The 17,909-nt window shown below is 71.5% G+C and carries 16 protein-coding genes; 3 read left to right on the forward strand and 13 right to left on the reverse strand.

The window, feature by feature from the left end; all coding sequences use genetic code 11:
- Positions 1–22 precede the first annotated feature (22 nt).
- Together rimI and tsaB are read right to left on the reverse strand one after the other, a co-directional pair.
- On the reverse strand, positions 23–496 hold the full coding sequence (gene rimI, locus GT347_RS13495) for a ribosomal protein S18-alanine N-acetyltransferase (RefSeq protein WP_160552538.1): 474 nt from the start codon (positions 494–496) through the stop codon (positions 23–25).
- A 15-nt stretch (positions 497–511) separates the two neighbouring features.
- Positions 512–1,258: a tRNA (adenosine(37)-N6)-threonylcarbamoyltransferase complex dimerization subunit type 1 TsaB gene (gene tsaB / locus GT347_RS13500; RefSeq protein ID WP_160552541.1), complete on the reverse strand. Its 747-nt coding sequence runs from the start codon at positions 1,256–1,258 to the stop codon at positions 512–514.
- A 64-nt stretch (positions 1,259–1,322) separates the two neighbouring features.
- Between tsaB and dacB the strand changes: the two genes are divergently transcribed.
- Positions 1,323–2,762 (forward strand): D-alanyl-D-alanine carboxypeptidase/D-alanyl-D-alanine endopeptidase, encoded by a 1,440-nt coding sequence (dacB, locus tag GT347_RS13505; protein ID WP_160552543.1) that lies wholly within the window; start codon positions 1,323–1,325, stop codon positions 2,760–2,762.
- A 70-nt stretch (positions 2,763–2,832) separates the two neighbouring features.
- Here the strand turns inward: dacB and GT347_RS13510 are convergent, their stop codons facing one another.
- The 4 genes from GT347_RS13510 to purE form a co-directional block, all read right to left on the reverse strand.
- Positions 2,833–3,789 (reverse strand): SGNH/GDSL hydrolase family protein, encoded by a 957-nt coding sequence (locus GT347_RS13510; RefSeq protein WP_160552545.1) that lies wholly within the window; start codon positions 3,787–3,789, stop codon positions 2,833–2,835.
- A 69-nt stretch (positions 3,790–3,858) separates the two neighbouring features.
- Positions 3,859–4,869: an L-threonylcarbamoyladenylate synthase gene (locus tag GT347_RS13515; RefSeq protein ID WP_160552547.1), complete on the reverse strand. Its 1,011-nt coding sequence runs from the start codon at positions 4,867–4,869 to the stop codon at positions 3,859–3,861.
- A gap of 2 nt (positions 4,870–4,871) precedes the next feature.
- Positions 4,872–6,038 carry a 5-(carboxyamino)imidazole ribonucleotide synthase gene (locus GT347_RS13520; protein ID WP_160552549.1) on the reverse strand — a complete coding sequence of 389 codons (1,167 nt, stop codon included), beginning with the start codon at positions 6,036–6,038 and terminating at the stop codon, positions 4,872–4,874.
- Complete coding sequence (purE, locus tag GT347_RS13525) at positions 6,035–6,538, reverse strand: 5-(carboxyamino)imidazole ribonucleotide mutase (RefSeq protein ID WP_160552551.1); 504 nt, start codon at positions 6,536–6,538, stop codon at positions 6,035–6,037. The genes GT347_RS13520 and purE overlap by 4 nt, the downstream gene beginning before the upstream one ends.
- 107 nt (positions 6,539–6,645) lie before the next feature.
- Here purE and trxA point away from each other — a divergent pair, with 107 nt between their 5' ends.
- Positions 6,646–7,533, forward strand: coding sequence for a thioredoxin (trxA, locus tag GT347_RS13530; RefSeq protein WP_160552553.1), 888 nt, complete (start codon positions 6,646–6,648; stop codon positions 7,531–7,533).
- A 6-nt stretch (positions 7,534–7,539) separates the two neighbouring features.
- On the opposite strand, the gene GT347_RS13535 is transcribed toward trxA, so the two are convergent.
- Positions 7,540–8,655 carry an NADH:flavin oxidoreductase/NADH oxidase gene (locus tag GT347_RS13535; RefSeq protein ID WP_160552555.1) on the reverse strand — a complete coding sequence of 372 codons (1,116 nt, stop codon included), beginning with the start codon at positions 8,653–8,655 and terminating at the stop codon, positions 7,540–7,542.
- A gap of 193 nt (positions 8,656–8,848) precedes the next feature.
- Here GT347_RS13535 and GT347_RS13540 point away from each other — a divergent pair, with 193 nt between their 5' ends.
- On the forward strand, positions 8,849–9,919 hold the full coding sequence (locus GT347_RS13540) for a porin (RefSeq protein WP_160552557.1): 1,071 nt from the start codon (positions 8,849–8,851) through the stop codon (positions 9,917–9,919).
- 120 nt (positions 9,920–10,039) lie between these two features.
- Here the strand turns inward: GT347_RS13540 and GT347_RS13545 are convergent, their stop codons facing one another.
- From GT347_RS13545 to bcsZ, 6 genes are read right to left on the reverse strand one after another with little or no spacing between them, the layout of a single operon-like run.
- Complete coding sequence (locus GT347_RS13545) at positions 10,040–11,206, reverse strand: alginate O-acetyltransferase AlgX-related protein (protein WP_160552559.1); 1,167 nt, start codon at positions 11,204–11,206, stop codon at positions 10,040–10,042.
- A 13-nt stretch (positions 11,207–11,219) separates the two neighbouring features.
- A complete protein-coding gene (locus GT347_RS13550) occupies positions 11,220–12,626 on the reverse strand; it encodes an MBOAT family O-acyltransferase (RefSeq protein ID WP_160552560.1) in 1,407 nt (468 codons plus the stop codon).
- 30 nt (positions 12,627–12,656) lie between these two features.
- A complete protein-coding gene (locus GT347_RS13555) occupies positions 12,657–13,325 on the reverse strand; it encodes an alginate O-acetyltransferase AlgF (protein WP_229722298.1) in 669 nt (222 codons plus the stop codon).
- A complete protein-coding gene (locus GT347_RS13560; RefSeq protein ID WP_160552562.1) occupies positions 13,322–13,975 on the reverse strand; it encodes an SGNH/GDSL hydrolase family protein in 654 nt (217 codons plus the stop codon). Before GT347_RS13560 ends, GT347_RS13555 begins: the two co-directional genes overlap by 4 nt.
- Positions 13,976–13,994: 19 nt before the next feature.
- The gene (locus GT347_RS13565) at positions 13,995–16,745 is read right to left on the reverse strand and encodes a tetratricopeptide repeat protein (RefSeq protein WP_160552564.1); all 2,751 of its coding nucleotides are present in this window, start codon (positions 16,743–16,745) and stop codon (positions 13,995–13,997) included.
- Positions 16,721–17,905, reverse strand: coding sequence for a cellulose synthase complex periplasmic endoglucanase BcsZ (gene bcsZ, locus GT347_RS13570; protein ID WP_160552566.1), 1,185 nt, complete (start codon positions 17,903–17,905; stop codon positions 16,721–16,723). Before bcsZ ends, GT347_RS13565 begins: the two co-directional genes overlap by 25 nt.
- Between the last annotated feature and the right edge of the window lie 4 nt (positions 17,906–17,909).

Genomic DNA, 17,909 nt, shown 5'->3' on the forward strand with positions numbered 1-17,909 from the left:
CGACCGGCGGCGCGCGCGGCCTTCAGGACCACAGGCGCAGGCTCATCACGATGGCGTCTTCCCGCTCCGGGCCGTGCGAAGGGTAGTAGCGCTTCCTCAGCCCCACGCGGCGGTAGCCGTGGGCCTCGTAGACCTGCTGCGCGCGGGCATTGCTGGCGCGCACCTCCAGCCACAGCCAGAGCGCGCCCTGCCCGCGCGACCACAGCGCCAGCGCGTCCAGCATCACCTGGGCCCAGCCCTGGCGCTGGAAACGCGCGGCCACGGTGAGGTTGAGCAGATGGACTTCGTCCACCCCCTTCATCGCCACGAAATAGCCCAGCACCTGGCCCTGCGCCACCAGCTGCTGCGCCTGGTAGCCGGCGCGCAGCGAGTCGGCGAAATTGCCGGCGGTCCAGGGATGGGTGTAGGCCTCCTGCTCGATCGGCATGATGGCCGGCAGCTTGTCCACGGTGATCGGCTCGAATTGCGCCTCTAGGGCGTCTGCCAGTGCACTCATGGGCGGTATTTTCCGTCAGGGCTGCCCGTGCAGGGCCGCGGCGGATGCGCGTTCGGCGGCGCGCTCGGCCGTGGTCTTGGCGACCTTGTCGCGCACATACAGCGGCAGCGCATCGGCCGCGCCGCGCAGGCCGCCGGCGGCGATCAGGGCGGGCGCCAGCCGCAGCAGGGCGGCGGCGGTGGGCAGGGCGAACACCGAGGCGGCGGCCGGCGCGATACGGTCTCCATAGGCCGCGTGGGCATTGCCGCCCAGGGTCCAGCCCGCGGGCACGGACAGGTCTTCGGGGCGGTGCAGCCGCGCCTCGCCGGCCTCGGCCCGCCAGAGTCCGCTTTCGGCATCCCATACCAGGGCCTGGGCATAGACCTCGTCCATGCGGGCGTCCAGCGTGGCCAGCACGCGGGTGGCGCCGCTGAGCGCCCGGGTCTCTTCGGCCACCGCGGCCAGCGTATCGACCGGCAGCACCGGCAGGCCCTGCGGATGGGCCGCCGAGCGTGCGCCGTAGGCAATGCCCTGGGCGGTGGCGCAGGCGGTGCGCAGCCCGGTGAAGGAGCCCGGGCCGCGGCCGAACACCACCGCGTCGAGCCCGGCGAAATCCAGCCCGGCTTGCGCCAGCAGCGATTGCAGGAAGGGAATCAGGCTCGACGAAGCCTGCGCTCCGCCGGGGCCGGACCGGCTTTCGGTCTGGCCGCCGTGCAGGACGGCGGCGCTGAGCTGATCGGTACTGGTGTCGAAGGCCAGGAGCCGGTGGGAATCGCGGGACATCCGGCGATTATCGGCGCCCGCGGTGGTTAGACTGCCGCCCTTCTTCCCTGCCCGATCTGCCGCGATGCCCAGCTTTTCCTCCTCGCGCCGCGCCGCCGCCGCCCTGCTCTTGTCCCTGGCGCTGCCGGGCCTGCCCCTGACGGCCGCCGCGCAGAGCGCCGAGCGCCTGCCGCCCGAGGTGGAAGCCGCGCTGCAGCGGGCGCGCCTGCCGGCCGATGCGCTGTCAGTGATCGTGGCGCCGGCCGATGGCGGCGCCGCGCGCCTGCGCTGGCGTGCCGAGCGGCCGGTCAATCCCGCTTCGGTGATGAAGCTGGTCACCACCTATGCGGCGCTCGACATCCTCGGGCCGGCCTTCCGCTGGAACACGCCGGTGACGCTCGGCGGCCCGGTCGATACCGACGGCACGCTGCAGGGCGATGTGTTCATCAAGGGCCAGGGCGATCCGTCCATGGTGATGGAGCGCCTGTGGCTGCTGCTGCGGCGCCTGCAGGCCCAGGGCGTGAAGAACATCGCTGGCGACATCGTGCTCGACCGCAGCGCCTTCGTGCTGCCGCCGCACGACGCGGCCGCCTTCGACGGCGAGCCCAGCAAGCCCTACAACGCCGCGCCGGACGCGCTGCTGATCAACTTCCGCGCCCTCACCCTGGGCTTCGTGCCCGAGCCCGCCATCGGGCGTGCGCGGGTCATGGTCGATCCGCCGCTGGCCGGCCTGAAGCTGCCCGACACCGTGCCCCTGGCGCCGGCCCGCACCGCCTGCGGCGACTGGCGCGGCGCGCTGCAGGCCGACCTGTCCAGTCCGGACCGTATCGCCTTCGCCGGCAGCTACGCGGCCGAATGCGGCGAGAAGAGCTGGCCGGTGGCCTATGCCGATCCGGACCACTACGCGGAGCGCGCCATCTCCGGCATGTGGCGAGCCATGGGCGGTCGCCTGGCCGGGCGCGTGCGCGAGGGCCGGGCGCCGGCCGGCTTCGCGCCCGCCTTCAGCGCCGCCTCGCCCACCCTGGCCGAGGTGATCCGCGACATCAACAAGTACAGCAACAACGTGATGGCCCAGCAGGTCTTTCTCACGCTGTCGCTGCAGGCCGGCGGCAGCGGCAGCTTCGAGGCCTCCCGTGCGCTGGTGCAGGGCTGGTGGCGCGCGCGTTTTCCGGATGTGGAGCCGCCGGTGCTGGACAACGGCGCCGGTCTCAGCCGCGAAGGCCGCATCAGCGCCCAGGCCCTGGCGCGCCTGCTGCAGGCCGCCTGGCGCTCGCCGCTGATGCCCGACCTGGCCGCATCGCTGCCCATGGCGGGCATCGACGGCACCCTGCGCCGCAGCCAGGCGGCGGCCGGCAGCGCCCACCTGAAAACCGGCAGCCTGAACGACGTGGCCGCCGTGGCTGGCTATGTGCACACCGCCAGCGGGCGGCGCTGGGTGCTGGTGGCGGTGGCCAACGATCCGAATGCGGCAGCAGCCCGGCCGGCTTTCGATGCGCTGGTGAACTGGGCCGCGCGGCAGCCCTGACCGCCATGGAAAAAGCCCGCCGGGCTTGCGCGCGGCGGGCTTTGCTCGCGGGCCTGCGAGGCCCGGCCGTTCAGAACCGCAGGCGCAGGCGGTCGTAGGCGTAGTTGCCGAACAGGCGCTGCGCCTGGGGCGTGAAGTACACGAAGTCGGCGAACTCGTAGAGGTTGATGTCCAGCCCGCTGGCGATGGTGCCGGTGTTGCACAAGGCCGAGTTGACCTGGCCGTTGCCGATGCCGATCCCGGGACCGGAATCGACCGAGGTGCACACCACGGTGCCGCTGTCGGTGAAGCTGTAGCTGCTGGGGTAGGCCGTGATCAGGTTGTAGTAGTACTGCGCATCGACATACAGCACGTTCGCGCCCAGGTCGGCGATCGCCAGTTCCAGCGCGGTGTTGAAGGCGGTGGCGGCGGCGCTCAGGAGCGTGCCCTGGCCGCTGGTCGCGCCCAGGGGAGAGCGGGACAGGTCGTAGACGCCGGTCGACATCACGTACTTGGCACCGGCCGTCACCATGCGGCGCACCTGCGCGCCGAGTTCGGTGCCGGCGGTGCGGGCCTGGGCGACGTACTGGTCGCTGGTGATGGTGCCCGCGCGGTAGGCGGCAAAGCCCGCCAGCAGGTCGGAAGTGCCGCCGCCGACCAGGATCAGGTCGCTCGACTTGGGCGAGTCGGAGGCCAGGAAGCTGCTGATCTGCTCGGTCACCGTCGGCGTGCTGGCCACGCCGGCGGCATCGGGATGCAGGGTCACGCGGGCATTGCCCACGGCGTAGCCGGTGCCGCCCGAGGACTGCGGGGTGATGCCCACGCCGTAGCGCGAGGCCAGCTGCTGGGCCCAGATGTTGACCGTGCCGTCGTTGACGGTATAGCGGGTGCCGGTCTGGCCGACGTCGCTCAGGCCATCGCCGAACACGACGAAACGGCTGGGGCTGATCGCGGAATCGACGGTGCCGGAACCGCAGGCGGCGAGCAGCGCGGCCGATGCGCACGCGATGGTCAGCACGGCGGTGCGGCGCAACCAGGAAACAGTCATGAAAATCTCCGTCTGAAAAGTGGGGGGAGTGTAGCGAGCGGGTGGAAAGCCGGCGGTATCACCTTGGTTTCATTCGGCCGCGGCGCGCTGCAGGCGGTCGCGCACGCCGTCCCAGGCGGGATCGGCGGGCGGCGTTTCCACCCAGATCAGGGCCACGCCCTGCCGGTCGAAATCGCGCAGGGCGGCGAACAATTCGTGAGCGGCGGCCAGGGCGTCGCCGGGCATGGGCCGCAGCAGCACCGAGGGCGAGGGCGCCCGGATGGCCGAGCGGGCATACACCGCGATGCGCCTGGCGTCGGCGCCCAGCACATCGAGCGCGGACTGCAGCTCGCGGGCGCCCATCAGCCGCACCTTGGCGCGCGGCGCGTAATGCGATTCCAGCGTGCCGGAGGCGCGGGGCGCCGCGGTCTCCAGGCTCTGCGGCGAGCGCAGCGGCTGGCCGCAGGCGGCTTCGACCTGCGCGGCGGTCACGGCGCCCGGGCGCAGCAGCACCGGCGCGCCGCGGCTGCAATCGACGATGGTCGATTCGATGCCCACATCGCACGGGCCGCCATCGAGCACCAGCAGGTCGAAGTCGAACTCGGCCGCCACATGGGCGGCGGTGGTCGGGCTGACCCGGCCGAACTGGTTGGCGCTGGGCGCGGCCACGCCGTACACGCCGCGTGCCAGGCAAGCGGTGAGCACCGCCATGGCCACCGGATGCGAGGGGCAGCGCAGGCCGACCGAATCCTGCCCGGCGGCGGCCACGGCGGCGTGTTCCGGGCGGCGCGGCAGGATCAGGGTGAGCGGGCCGGGCCAGAAGGCATCGATCAGCCGGGCCGCGAAATCCGGCACATCAGCCGCGTAGCGGGCCAGTGCCTCGGGCCTTTGCCCCGGGGCGCTCGGGGGCGCCAGGTGCACGATCAGCGGATGGTCGCTGGGCCGCCCCTTGGCCGTGAAGATGGCCGCCACGGCGCTGGCGTCGTCGGCGTTGGCCGCCAAACCGTAGACCGTCTCGGTCGGCAGGCCGACGAGCCGGCCCTGCGTCAGCGCCTCGGCGGCGCGGGCGATGGCCCCGGGATCCTGTCCGTCCAGCACCATGGTCAGAAGGCTTCGATGCCCAGCAGCGCGCAGGCCGCCAGGGCGGCGTCGCGCGCGCCCCGGGCGTCGGCCGCGGTGAAGGTGAGGTGGCCCATCTTGCGGCCGGGCTTGGCATCGCGCTTGCCGTACAGGTGCAGGTGGGCGCCGGGCAGGGCCAGCACTTCGGCCCAGGCGGGGGTGCGCTGCGTGCCGGCGACATCGAACCACAGGTCGCCCAACAGGTTGAGCATCACGGCGGCGCTGTGCTGGCGCGGCTGCACCAGCGGCAGGCCGCAGAGCGTGCGCACCTGCAGGTCGAACTGCGAGCTGTCGCAGGCGTCGATCGTGTAGTGGCCGCTGTTGTGCGGGCGCGGGGCGATCTCGTTGACCACCAGGCGGCCGTCGGCCAGCACGAAGAATTCGACGCAGAGCACACCGACATAGTCCAGGCCGTCGGCGATCGCATGCGCCGAGCGCACCGCCTCGGCCGCCAGCGCCGCGTCGATGTTGCCGGCGTGGACCTCGGTCACCGCCAGGATGCCCTCGCGGTGCAGATTGCGCTGCACCGGGAAATGCACGAAGGCGCCGTCGCGCCCGCGTGCCAGCACCACCGAGCATTCGGCGGCCAGGGGCAGCATCTGCTCCAGCACGCAGGGCACGCGGCCAAGTCTTTCCCAGGCGGCGGCCAGCGCGGCGGCATCGGCAACACGGGCCTGGCCCTTGCCGTCGTAACCCATGCGGGAGGTCTTGAGGATGCCCGGCAGCAGGCGGGCATCGACGGCGGCCAGCTGCTCGGCCGTCTCGATCACCGCATAGGGCGCGCAGGGCACGCCGCAGGCCACGAAGTGCGCCTTCTCGGCCGCGCGGTCCTGGGCGATGCCCACGGCGCGCGCGGCGGGCGATACCGGCAGCCGCGTGGCCAGCGTGGCCAGCGAGGGCGCGGGCACGTTCTCGAATTCGGTGGTGACGGCGGCGCACAGGCCCGCCAGTTCGGCCAGGCCGGCGGCATCGTCGTAAGCCGTGCGGACATGGTGATGGCTGACCCGGCCGGCGGGGCTGTCCGGATCGGCGTCCAGCACCGCGGTGAAATAGCCCAGGCTCTGGGCCGAGTGCACGAACATGCGGCCCAGCTGGCCGCCGCCGAGCACACCCAGCGTGGCGCCGGGCAGGATGGGGGTCTGGACGGTCATGCGGCGTTGCCGGTGTCGGGCAGCGCCATGGCGCGGGCGGCCTCGGTCTGCGCCGCGCGGAAGGCTTCGAGCTGGCCGCGCAGGGCCGCGTCGGTGCTGGCCAGCATGGCGACGGCGAAGAGGGCGGCATTGGCCGCGCCGGCCGCGCCGATGGCAAAGGTCGCCACCGGAATGCCCTTGGGCATCTGCACGATGCTGTGCAGCGAATCCACGCCCTGCAGATGCCGGCTGGCCACCGGCACGCCGAGCACCGGCACGGTGGTCTTGGCCGCCAGCATGCCGGGCAGGTGGGCGGCGCCGCCGGCACCCGCGATGATGGCCCGCAGGCCGCGCCCGGAGGCCGCCTCGGCGTAGGCGAACATGTCGTCGGGCATGCGGTGCGCCGAAACCACCCGGGCCTCGTACACGATGCCGAACTGCTGAAGAATTTGCGTGGCCTGTGCCATGGTGTCCCAGTCGCTGCTGGACCCCATGACCACGCCGACCTGAACCGGACCCATGACTGCTCCTGTGTAGAGAGCGCGCGATTTTACCGGGTGCACCCCGGCACACGCCGCGGCCCGCGAATCGTGCTTGAATCCCGCCTTTCCATCCGTATCTCGAAACGATGATCGACGTCACCGTAGAAAACTTCGAAACCGAAGTCATCGCCGCCTCCCAGACCGTGCCGGTGCTGGTGGATTTCTGGGCGCCCTGGTGCGGCCCCTGCAAGTCGCTGGGCCCGGTGCTGGAGAAGCTGGAGACCGCTTACGAAGGCCGCTTCAAGCTGGTCAAGATCGACTCCGACCAGGAGCAGCAGCTCGCCGCCGCCTTCGGCATCCGCAGCATCCCGACCTGCGTGCTGCTGATGAACGGCCAGCCGGTGGACGGCTTCATGGGCGCCCTGCCCGAAGGCCAGGTGCGCGAGTTCCTCGACAAACACGTGCCGCCCGCCGATGAGGCAGAGCCCGAACCCGAGCCCGCCGAAGAAGCCCTGGCAGAGGAAGACGACGACAGCGCGCTCGAACGCCTGCAGGCCGCCGTCGCCACCGACCCGGCCGACGACGCGGCCCGCTTCGCCTACGTCAAGCTGCTGATGCAGCTCGGCCGCAGCGACGATGCCAAGGTGGCCTTCGCCCCCGTCATCGCCAAGGCCGGGCTCGACCGCCGGCTCGACGCCCTGCAGCGCTGGATGAAGGCCGACGACTTCGCGCAGGACGCCGACCTCGCCGCCATCGAGGCCCGCATCGCCGCCAACCGCCGCGACTTCGACGCCCGCTTCGAACGCGCCCAGCTGCTGATCGCCGCCCAGGCCTGGACCGAGGCCATGGACGAGCTGCTGGAGATCCTGATGCGCGACAAGGCCTGGAGCGAGGACCTGGCGCGCAAGACCTTCATCGCGGTGCTGGAGATCATCCAGCCGCCGCCGGTCAAGGTGGCCGACGGCCAGATCCCGCCGGAAGACCCGACGGTGGCCACCTACCGTCGTCGCCTGAGCAGCGTGGTGCTCAGCTGAGCCGATTCAGCGCTGGCCGAGCCGGGAGCCCTTGAACAGGTTCTTGAACTCGGCCGGCTGCGAGCGCCAGTACTGCGGCGGCGCATCCACCTGCGCGCCCAGGGCGGCCGCCGCGTGCCAGGGCCAGCGCGCGTCGTAGAGCACCGCACGCGCGATGCCGACCGCGTCGGCCTGGCCGCCGGCCACGATGTCCTCGGCCTGCTGCGGCTCGGTGATCAGGCCCACGGCGATGGTCGGCAGGCCGGTCGCCTCCTTCACCTTCTGCGCGAAGCTCACCTGGTAGCCCGGGCCCACCGGAATCTTCTGCAGCGGCGAGACACCGCCGGTGGACACATGGATCGCATCGCAGCCGCGCGCCTTCAGCGCCTGCGCGAAGGCGATGGTGCTTTCCAGGTCCCAGCCGCCCTCGACCCAGTCGCTGGCCGACACCCGGATCCACACCGGCAGCTCGGCCGGGAAGGCGGCACGCACCGCGTCGAACACCTCCAGCGGAAACCGCATGCGGTTCTCCAGGCTTCCGCCGTATTCGTCGGTGCGCTGGTTGGCCAGGGGCGACAGGAACTGGTGCAGCAGGTAGCCGTGGGCGCCGTGGATCTCGATGCCTTCGATGCCCAGGCGCGCGCAGCGCCGGGCGGCCTCGGCGAAGCCTTCGCGCACACGCGCCAGGCCAGCGGCGTCCAGCGCCAGCGGTGCCTCCTCGGTCGGCCCGTGCGGCACGGCCGAAGGCGCGACGGCCTGCCAGTGGCCGGGCTGGCCGCTGGGGATCTGCTGGCCGCCCATCCAGGGCGCCTGGCTCGAAGCCTTGCGCCCGGCATGGCCGAGCTGCACCGCCAGCTTGATCGGCGAGTGCTGGCGGATGGCCTTCAGCACCCGGGCCAGCGCGGCCTCGTTCGCGTCCGAATACAGGCCCAGGTCGGTCGGCGTGATGCGGCCTTCGGGCAGCACGGCGGTGGCTTCCAGGATCAGCAGGCCGGCGCCCGACAGGGCCAGCGAGCCGAGATGGATCATGTGCCAGTCGGTGGCGTTGCCGTCTTCGGCCGAGTACTGGCACATGGGCGCGATCACGACGCGGTTGGACAGCGGCAGCTGGCCGATCTGCCAAGGGGAAAAGAGCTGGCTCAAGGGCGACTCCGAAAGGGTTGGAAGGGCGGAACCGACAAATTATGGGAGCGCTGCGAAATCCGCGCCCGGCGCCCCAGTGTTGTGCATTTGCCTCAAATCTCCCGGGTTTTCCCGGAGATGTCACATCAACCATTTCAAATTGCGGGAGCTGCCTGACCGCAAGCTGACCTCGTCAACCTACAAAAAGCATCCAATGAAGAAGACCCTCGTCGCCATCGCCGCACTGACCGCCTCCCTCGGTGCATTCGCCCAATCCAACGTCACCCTGTTCGGCGTGCTCGACGCCTCGCTGGCCCGCATCTCCAGCGGCGGCAGCCATGTCACCGGCCTGGCCACCGGCGACCAGACCAGCAGCCGCCTGGGTTTTCGCGGTACCGAAGACCTCGGCGGCGGCCTGTCGGCCGGCTTCTGGCTCGAAGGCGGCGTGACGCTGGACAACGGCGGCGGCACGGGTTCGGGCACCGGCTTCGGTTTCGAACGCCGCTCCACCCTGAGCCTGGCCGGCAACTTCGGCGAAGTGCGCCTGGGCCGTGACAAGACCCCGCAGTACCTGAACATCGAGACCTTCGATCCCTTCGCCGACATCGGCGTGGGCGGCGTCGGCGCTTCCAACATGATCGGCAGCACCTCCACCGCCACCGGCACGCCTGAGGGCAGCGCACCCAAGCGCGCCAGCAACAGCGTGCAGTACATCCTGCCGGCCTCGCTGGGCGGCTTCTACGGCCAGGCCATGTACGCCTTCGGCGAGCAGGCTTCCAACGTCGCCAACGACGACCTGCGCAACTCCTTCGGCCTGCGTGGCGGCTACATGGCCGGCCCGCTGAACCTGGCCCTGGCCTACGGTGAAGTCACCGGCGGCACGACCACCACCGAATCCAAGTTCAAGAGCACCAACCTGGGCGCTTCCTACAACTTCGGCATGGTCAAGCCCATGGTGCAGTACGCCCAGGAAAAGGGCCTGAACCGCAAGATGGACATGTACCTGATCGGCGCCACCGCCCCCCTGGGCGCCGGCGAACTGCGCGTGGCCTTCAGCACCATCCAGCGCAAGGACCTCGACAACGCCGACTCGAAGAAGCTGGCCATCGGCTACGGCTACAACCTGTCGAAGCGGACCCAGGTCTACGCGACCATCGCCCGCGTGAGCAACGACGGCGCCGCCGCCCGCGGCCTGGCCGTGTCCTCGTCCTCGCTGGCCAGCCCCACCATCGCCAACGGCGCCAACGTGACCGGCTACGAACTGGGCCTGCGCCACAGCTTCTAAGCAGGCTGTCCGGGACTGCGGTCCCGGCCGAAATGTTTTCGGTTTTTCAGAGTTTTTCCAAGCGAGTTTTCGGGCTGGCATCGGCAGGTTCCAGCCCTTTTTTGCGTCCGCCCGCCGGGCTCAGGGCAGCGACCAGCGCTCCTGCCCCACCGGCAGCTGCAGCACCCGCTCGGGCAGCTCCCAGACGATGAGTTTGGGCGGCGTCTGCTTGAAGGCATCGCTGGCGAAATACGCGCCGGCCGAGCCCCAGAAATTGCCGCCGTCCCTGGCGAAGTTGCCCACCGGCGTCTGCAGCGCGGCGGCCAGGAATTCGGCGAAATGCGAGGTGCGCGAGAAGGAGGTGCCGATCAGCGCCACCTGCGGCAGGGCGGCGTCGCCGAACAGGTCGGCCTCGGCCGAAGCGGCCGGCGCAGCGGCGGCCGCCGGGCGCGGCGTGAAGCGGCTGGAGACGGCGTCTTCGGCCGCCGGCTGCAGCGCCTGCGGCAGGCCGTCCAGCCCGGCCAGGCGCACCAGGTCGCCGGGGCGGCGGGCGGGGGCGTCGCGCTGGATGTCGTAGTCCTGGTGGGGTTCGAGTTCCATGCCCAGGCCGCGCACCGCATCGGCCACCGCATGGGCGGCGGCATCGGCGCCGTTCTCGGTCCAGTGGGTGTCGGTGCGCAGGAAGGGGTCCTCGCCGCGCGTCAGCAGGCCTTGCAGCGCCGCGGTGGTGTCGATCAGGGGTACGCCGGCGGCGGCCATCTGCGCCGTCCAGACGCGGATGCGGTTGTCGATGGCGGCGGAGCGGCCCAGGGTGCACAGGCGCGCGGATTCGACCCGGCTCTTGTCCGGCACCACCGCCACCACCAGGCGGATGCCGCGCGCGCGCAACTGCTCCTGGATGGCGGCCACGGCCCTGGCGCGCTCGCGCAGGTGGCGGTCGGCGTCGGGCTGGGGCATCAGCTCCTCGGCCAGGAAGAGCCAGCCGTCGCAGCCCTGGCGCACCTGGGGGCCCAGGTCGCCGGTGGCGATCCAGCTGAACTGGCGTTCGCTGTCGGCGGCGATGCGGGCCAGCGGCGCATTGGCCAGGGCGGCGGCCATGTCGCGCATGCTGGCGCCGTCGAGGAAGTTGGTCCGGTTCAGCGGATGCGGCGCCAGGTCGAGCTTCTCCTGCTGCACGGCCAGCAGGGTGCTGGCCAGCCCGCCGGCCATGAACAGCAGCAGCACCGCGCCCGACACCCGCGCGGCCAGGCTGCGTGCGCGCGGCGCCTCGATCGGCGGTGCGGCATTGGCGGCGGACGGTGCGGGCATGGTGGTTTCCGCCTCAGAACTGGAAGTAGAGGAAGGGCACGGCGCCCCGGCTGGCGATCAGCGCGAAGGACAGCAAGAAGGCCGGCACCGGCCACAACGCGCCGATGGCGGCCAGGCGCGGTCCGGCGCGCAGCGTGACCGTCGGCGCCAGGGCCGGCCAGACCACGCAGGCCACGCCCAGCCCGAAGGCGAGCAGATGCGCGTTGCGCAGGCCGGCCGCCAGCGCATCGCCCAGCGCGAAGCCGCCGTGCAGCCCGAACTGGCCGGCCAGCATGCGCTGCGCGCCTTCGAAGTCATGCGCCCTGAACAGCGTCCAGGCCAGCATCACGAAGAGCAGGGTGGCGACGCGCGCCAGCACCGGGGCCACGCTGCGGCCGCTGGCGCTGTAGGCGCGTGCGGTGCAGAGCGCGATGCCGTGGGCGATGCCCCAGAGCAGGTAGTTCCAGCTGTCGCCGCCGTGCCAGAGGCCGGCGATCGCCATGGTCAGCAGCAGGTTCACATAGGTGCGCACGCTGCCGCGCCGGTTGCCGCCCAGGGGGATGTAGAGGTAGTCGCGGATCCAGCTGGACAGCGACAGGTGCCAGCGCCGCCAGAAGTCCTGGATGCTGCTGGCCAGATAAGGATGCTGGAAGTTCTCGGGAAAACGAAAGCCCAGCATCAGCGCGATGCCGATGGCCATGGCGCTGTAGCCGGCGAAGTCGAAGAAGAGCTGCAGGGTGTAGGCGGCGCAGCCGATCCAGGCATCGGCGAAGCCCGGCCGGGCCTGGGCGAAGGCCAGATCGGCCACCGGGGCCAGCGTGTCGGCGATCAGCACCTTCATGCTCATGCCCACCATGAAACGCCGTGCCCCGGCGCCGAAGCCGTCCCAGCCGAAACGCCGGTCGCCGATCTCGCGCTTGACCCAGTCGTAGCGGATGATGGGCCCGGCGATCAGCTGGCCGAACATGGCCTTGTAGGCGGCGAAGGCGATGAAGCTGCGCTGCGCATCGACGGTGCCGCGGTACACGTCCACCAGGTAGGAGATGGCCTGCAGCACGATGAAGGACAGGCCGATCGGCAGCACGATCTTCTGCCAGGCGATGGGCATGGCGCCGGCGTGGCCGAGCAGCTGGTTGATCGTCTCGACCACGATGTTGGCGTACTTGAACCAGGCCAGCAGGCCGGCCAGCACCACGATCAGCGCCGTCAGTTCGAGCTTGCGGGCACGCGGCGCCGCGGTGGCCGAGATGGCCAGCCCGCCGGCCCAGGTCAGCGCCGTCAGGCCGATCAGCATCAGCAGGAAGGGCGGGCTCCACCAGCCGTAGAAGATCCAGCTGCCGGCCAGCAGCGTGGCGTTGCGGCCGGCCCTTGGCGTGACCGCATAGGCGATCAGGAACAGCGGGAAGAACAGCAGCAGGAATTCGAGCGAGGCGAAGACCATGGTGGAGCGGCGGCGCCTCGGTGGGCGCCGTCAGCGCGCGATGGCGTCGGCGGCGAAGATCAGGCGCGAGGCGCCGGCACCGGCCGGCACCAGCAGCAGGCTGTAGCGCTCGCCGGCCTTGAGTTGGCCCAGGTCGACCGGCGCGCCGCGCGGCTTGCCTTCGCAGGTGGGCTGCACCGCCAGGGCGATGGGGTTGACCATGCGGCGCTGCACCGTCTTCTCGGCCAGGCCGTTGAAGATGCCCACCGCCTTGCCGGCGCTCTGCAGCCCGGCGGCCTTGCAGCCGGCGTCGAAGTTGTAGAAGGCGATGGCCGATTTCAGGCCATTGAAGTCATCGGGCGACTCGGTGATCACGACCGTGTTCAGCGCCTTGGCGTCGGCGCCCGGCAGGGCCACCACGGTGGCGAAGGCGCCGGGGGCGATGCGCACCTTCACCGGGCCGCGCCGGGCGCCGCCTTCGAAGTTGCCGCCGATGTCGGAATTGGGCTTGACCGAGAGGTAGTCGGACACCGGCTTGTCGGCCGGCAGCGGCAGCCGGGCCTGGCCCGACACCACTTCCAGCCGCTCGGGCGCGGCATTGACGAAACGCACGAAGGCCGAGTCTTGCGAAGGACCGGTGTCGTAGAGCTTGGGGCCGGCGGCATACGCGCCAGCACCGGCGCAGGCCGCGAGGATCAGCAGGGCGGGGCGCAGCATCATTTCTTCTTGGCCACGGCGGGCGATTCGGCGATGGCGTTGGCGATGGCCGAGCCCCACTGCTTGTAGCCGGTGGAGGTGAAATGCTGGCCGTCGATGGTGCGCCACTGGCCGGGCTTGGAGAACGCCAGCGAATCCACGTAGCTGCAGGGCGCCACGTTGGCGGCGAGGAATTCCGAGGCCTGCTTGACCCGGTCGAAGGTCTTGCCGTACTGGCCGCCCTCGCTGCCCCAGGCCGGGCCGACCCAGACGCAGGAGGTGCCGGTGGAGGCGATGTCCTTGGTCAGCGCCGAGACCTGGCTGTAGGCCCAGGCCTTGGGATAGGTGGCCTGCTTGTAGCCGCCCATGGTGTCGCCCATGACGACGACGACCAGGTCCGGCTTGTCCGCCGCGATCAGCTGCTTGACCGGCTTGGTGGCGGCGGCCGAACCCACGAAGGTGATCGGGCCCTTGCCCACCCGCTCGGCACCGCCGCAGTCGCTCTGCTTGACGGTGGTCCAGTCGCCGGCGACCGAGCCGCAGACGCCGATGGTGTGCACCTTGGCGCCGGCCTGCACCAGCGGGTCCTGCAGGGTGTCGATCAGGTAGCCGGCGTTGGCGAGGTGGCTGTCGCCGATGATGAGGATGCTGAGTCCGGCCAGGGTGGCGAGCATGGGTTTCCTTTCAGTCGTTTCACCGGGCGGGGCGGGTGGAGACGGGCTCCGGCAGCGCCGCGGGGCTTGGGTCGGCGGATCGTACCGAAGGCGTGTAGCCGGCAAAAGGATTGTCGGTAGAGACAAAGCCGGCGGGCGGGTTTTGCCCGCGCGGCACGGCACGCGGCACCAGGCCCGGATTGCGGGCGATCACGGCGGCCTCGGCGCGCTTCAGATAGACCACGGCCTGGGCCGGCCGGCCCTGCACCCGGTAGAGGCGGCCGCGGGTGGCCAGCACGTCGGGGTTCTGCGGCGCCAGGGTCTCGGCGCGACTGATGCGTTCGTCGGCCTCGCGCAGGTTGCGCTGCGACAGGGCCAGGCCGGCGGAGGCCAGCAGGGTGTTCACATCGTCGGGCTCGCGCTGCAGCATGTCGCGGTAGATGCGCTGGGCCTGCTCTTCCTGGCCGGCGTCGGCATACATGCGCGCCAGCAGGCCGAGCAGGGCCGGGTCCTGCGGGGTGTCGGCCAGCAGCGGCTTGATGAGTTCGTAGGCGGGGGCCAGCCGGCCCTGCTTGCGCAGCGCCTCGGCCTGGCGGGCCACGTAGGCGCGGCGCAGGGTCTCGACACTGCTGCGGTCGTCGCTGTCGAGCTGGCCGGCCTGGTCGCGTGCCTGCAGCTGGCGCAGCAGGGTGGCCAGGCTCGCATCGTCCTCGGCCGCCAGCAGCACGTCGCCGTAGCGCAGCTGCAGGGCGGTGGTGGCGCTGGCGTTGGCCGGGTTGCGGGCGGAGCGTTCGATGGCGCCGGTCAGCAACGCGCGGGCGCGGTCGAGTTCACCCAGGTCCACATAGGCCTGGGCGACGATGGCCAGCAGCTCGGCGTCGTCGCCCACGCGGGTGGCCGTCTGGGCCAGCAGGGCGTTGGCATCGGCGCGGCGGCCGTCGTGGGCCAGCGCCAGGGCCTGGTCGGCCTGCACATTGACGGCGGCGCTGCGCTGCAGGCTGCCCATGGCGGGCGTGCGCTGGGCGGGCGGGATGCGGTCCATCAGCTCCAGCACGCCGGGCCAGTCCTTGGTCTCGGCCAGGAACAGGCCGTTGGTGTAGATCACCTCGGGTTCTTTGGGCTGGCGCTCCAGCAGCGACTGCATCAGGTTGGCCGCGCCGGTGCGGGCGCCGTTGCGCAGGTCCAGGCGGGCCAGTTCCAGGCGCATCCAGGGGTTGTCGGGCGCCAGGTTCACGGCCTGCTGCAGCTTCTCGCGGGCGGTGCCGTCCTCGCCCCGGGCGAGGGCGGCGCGGCCTTCGCCGAAGGCCTGTTCGGCGCGCAGCTTGTCGATGTCGATGCGCGAACGCTGTTCGGGCGTGAGGCCTTCGATCAGCGCCAGCGCCTCGGCCGTGCGGCCGGTGGAGGACAGGGTGCCGACCAGGCCGCGCAGGGCGTCCGGATCGTCGGGGAAGCGGGCCAGGATGTGGCGGAAGGTGCGCTCGGCCTCGGCCGTGCGTTTCTGGTCGGTGTAGACGCCGGCCAGGGTGTTCTCGGCGGTGGTGTCGTCGCTGTCGGGGTCTATCGCCATGGCCTGCTGCAGGCGGCGCGTGGCCTCGTCGTAGCGGCCGGCGGTGCGCGACACGCCGGCCTGCTGCACCAGCTCCCAGTAGGCGGCGGAGTCCGATGCCTGCTTCCACTGCTGCGGGCCGTCGATGCGTTCGGCCTGGCGCAGGTAGTCGCGCGCCTCGCTCCAGCGCTGCTGCTTGATGCGCACCAGGCCCAGGCCGCCGAGCGGTCCGCCGGCGCCGGGGCGCAGGCGGTGGGCTTCGGCGAAGGCGGCCTCGGCCTCATCGATCTTGTTGCTGTTGAGCGCGGCGAAGCCGTCGGCCATGCGCAGCGAGACCGGGTCGAGCTTGCGCTGCCCGCCCAGGCCGCCGGCATTGCCGCCGGGGCCGCCTCGGCCCTGCTGCGCCACGCCCTGGCCCGGCAGCTTGGGGCCGCGGCCGGCGAGCTGCTCGCGGATCTCGGTGTCGTCCGGGTTGGCCGCCAGGTACTGGCGGAACAGGGGCACATAGGCGGCCGGCGGTGGCGAGCCCAGCCAGCCCATGGCGCCGCGCCATTGCTCGGTGGCTTCGCCGCCCACGTCGCCGCGCTTGGAAAGCGCCGCGAGCGAACGCATCGCGTCCATGCGGGTGGCCTGGTTCTGCAGACGCAGGCTGGCGATGGTGAGTTCGATGCGGCCGTCGTTGGGATAGGTCCTGGCCAGGCGCTGCAGGCCGGCCAGGGCTTCCTCGCGGCCGCCGCTGGTGTAGCCCAGCACCGAGTAGTACTCCACGCCGATGCGGCCCAGCGGCTGGCGGCCCTTGAAGAGCGACTTGTATTTCTGCGCGGATTCTTCCACCCGCTTCTCGCGCACCAGGATGCGGGCCTGGTCGAGGTCGGCCTTGGCGGCGGGGCTGGCCAGTTCGATGTCCTGTTCCAGGTCCTTCAGCTCCTGGCTGTCGGGATGGGCCTTCCTCAGCTGTTCCAGGTAGCGGCGGGCTTCGTCGGGTTTCTTGGCGTCGAGCGCCAGGCTGCCCAAGCGCGACAGGGCCTCGGCATTGCCGGGCTCCACGGCCAGCAGTTTTTTCCAGGCCTCGGCGGCGCGTTCGGGCTGGCGGCCCTGCCAGTAGCGGCCCTGCTGCTGCAGGGTGGCGATGACGGCGGGCGACTGCGTGGGCGGCGTGGCCTGGGCCAGCGCCGCGCCTTGGGCGGACAGAAGCAGGGCGGCCGCCACGGCGGCGGCGATCAATGAAGGGGAGTGGCTCGGCATGGCGATGTCCAGGCCGGCGCCAGGGCGCCGGATCGGGTGAATTGGTAGCGTCCGTCCAGCCAACCCTGGCCGAAGAGGGTGAGCACGAGGTCGTAATAGGGCGGCTGGCGCTGTTGCGTGGCCTGCGGCGCCAGGGCCGTGGCCAGGCCGTCGGCCACCCGCTGGCGTTGGCGCGCCAGGGCTTCGGTGGCGCCTTCGATGGACAGCAGCGGCAGCATGGCGGCAGAGAAACCGAAAGGCCCGCTGCCCTGGGTGGCGCCGGTGGACACGGCCACCGACTCGGGCGGCAGGCCATTGGCCACGGTGGCGCGCAGCTGGCCGGCAAGCGCGGCGCGCAACGGCGCCGACAGCGAGTCGCCGCGCGGCGTGACGCCGGCCCAGAGATAGGTGCGGATCGCGTCGTAGCTGCCGCGGTCCTGCTTTTCCGGATGCGGGCCGAAGCTGCCCTTGCCGGCGGCGTCGAGCGTGAAGGCGGTCCAGTCGGGCGCGAAGCCGCTGGGCTGGGTCACGGCCTTGAAGAGGGTCGCGGTATTGCGCGCCACCGCGCCCCAGGGGCCGAGCGGCGATGCGGAAATCAGCCGGCGCAGCACCGGCGGCGGCTGGTAGCTGGGGTTGAAGTACCAGCGCTCGGGGTTGTGGTGGGCGAAGCCGAACTCGCCGGGCATCAGCATGGGGCCCAGGCCGGGCACGTTGACGATCTCGCGTTTCTCGATCTCGGCCAGCAGCAGGCGGGCATCGCGTTCGTAGTCCGGCGCCTTCCACAGGCGGGCGGCTTCGAGCAGTGAGTAGGTGAACCACAGGTCGGCATCGGAGGCCGAATTGCCGTCGAGCACCCGCCAGGTGTTGTCCGGCGCCAGGCCCCACCACCAGGCGGGCAGGCGGCCCTGCACCTGGCCGCCCATCAGGTTGTCGATGCTCCAGCGCCAGAGCCGGTCGAAGCGCGGCCGGTCATTGGCGACCAGCGCGAAGAACATGGCGTAGGACTGGCCTTCGGAGGAGCTGTGCTTCTGCGGCGTGCTGGCATCGATCACCCGGCCGTCGGCCTGGATGAAGTGGGTGGCGAAGGCGTTCCACAGCGGCCAGGGCGCGGCGCAGCCCGCGGCCGACCAGGCCGGCGCGGCGGCGGCGGCCGAGAGCAGCGTGAGGCAGTCGCGCCGCATCACG

This window comes from Xylophilus rhododendri, assembly GCF_009906855.1.
Classification (GTDB): Bacteria; Pseudomonadota; Gammaproteobacteria; order Burkholderiales; family Burkholderiaceae_C; genus Xylophilus; species Xylophilus rhododendri.

Bases quoted from the DNA above. Each gene is read 5' to 3' on its own strand.
- bcsZ (WP_160552566.1), bottom strand. From the start codon at position 17,905: ATGCGGCGCGACTGCCTCACGCTGCTCTCGGCCGCCGCCGCCGCGCCG.
- GT347_RS13515 (WP_160552547.1), bottom strand. From the start codon at position 4,869: ATGGTGCTGGACGGACAGGATCCCGGGGCCATCGCCCGCGCCGCCGAG.
- GT347_RS13520 (WP_160552549.1), bottom strand. From the start codon at position 6,038: ATGACCGTCCAGACCCCCATCCTGCCCGGCGCCACGCTGGGTGTGCTC.
- tsaB (WP_160552541.1), bottom strand. From the start codon at position 1,258: ATGTCCCGCGATTCCCACCGGCTCCTGGCCTTCGACACCAGTACCGAT.
- rimI (WP_160552538.1), bottom strand. From the start codon at position 496: ATGAGTGCACTGGCAGACGCCCTAGAGGCGCAATTCGAGCCGATCACC.
- GT347_RS13545 (WP_160552559.1), bottom strand. From the start codon at position 11,206: ATGCCCGCACCGTCCGCCGCCAATGCCGCACCGCCGATCGAGGCGCCG.
- GT347_RS13555 (WP_229722298.1), bottom strand. From the start codon at position 13,325: ATGATGCTGCGCCCCGCCCTGCTGATCCTCGCGGCCTGCGCCGGTGCT.
- purE (WP_160552551.1), bottom strand. From the start codon at position 6,538: ATGGGTCCGGTTCAGGTCGGCGTGGTCATGGGGTCCAGCAGCGACTGG.
- trxA (WP_160552553.1), top strand. From the start codon at position 6,646: ATGATCGACGTCACCGTAGAAAACTTCGAAACCGAAGTCATCGCCGCC.
- GT347_RS13565 (WP_160552564.1), bottom strand. From the start codon at position 16,745: ATGCCGAGCCACTCCCCTTCATTGATCGCCGCCGCCGTGGCGGCCGCC.
- GT347_RS13510 (WP_160552545.1), bottom strand. From the start codon at position 3,789: ATGACTGTTTCCTGGTTGCGCCGCACCGCCGTGCTGACCATCGCGTGC.
- GT347_RS13550 (WP_160552560.1), bottom strand. From the start codon at position 12,626: ATGGTCTTCGCCTCGCTCGAATTCCTGCTGCTGTTCTTCCCGCTGTTC.
- GT347_RS13560 (WP_160552562.1), bottom strand. From the start codon at position 13,975: ATGCTCGCCACCCTGGCCGGACTCAGCATCCTCATCATCGGCGACAGC.
- dacB (WP_160552543.1), top strand. From the start codon at position 1,323: ATGCCCAGCTTTTCCTCCTCGCGCCGCGCCGCCGCCGCCCTGCTCTTG.
- GT347_RS13540 (WP_160552557.1), top strand. From the start codon at position 8,849: ATGAAGAAGACCCTCGTCGCCATCGCCGCACTGACCGCCTCCCTCGGT.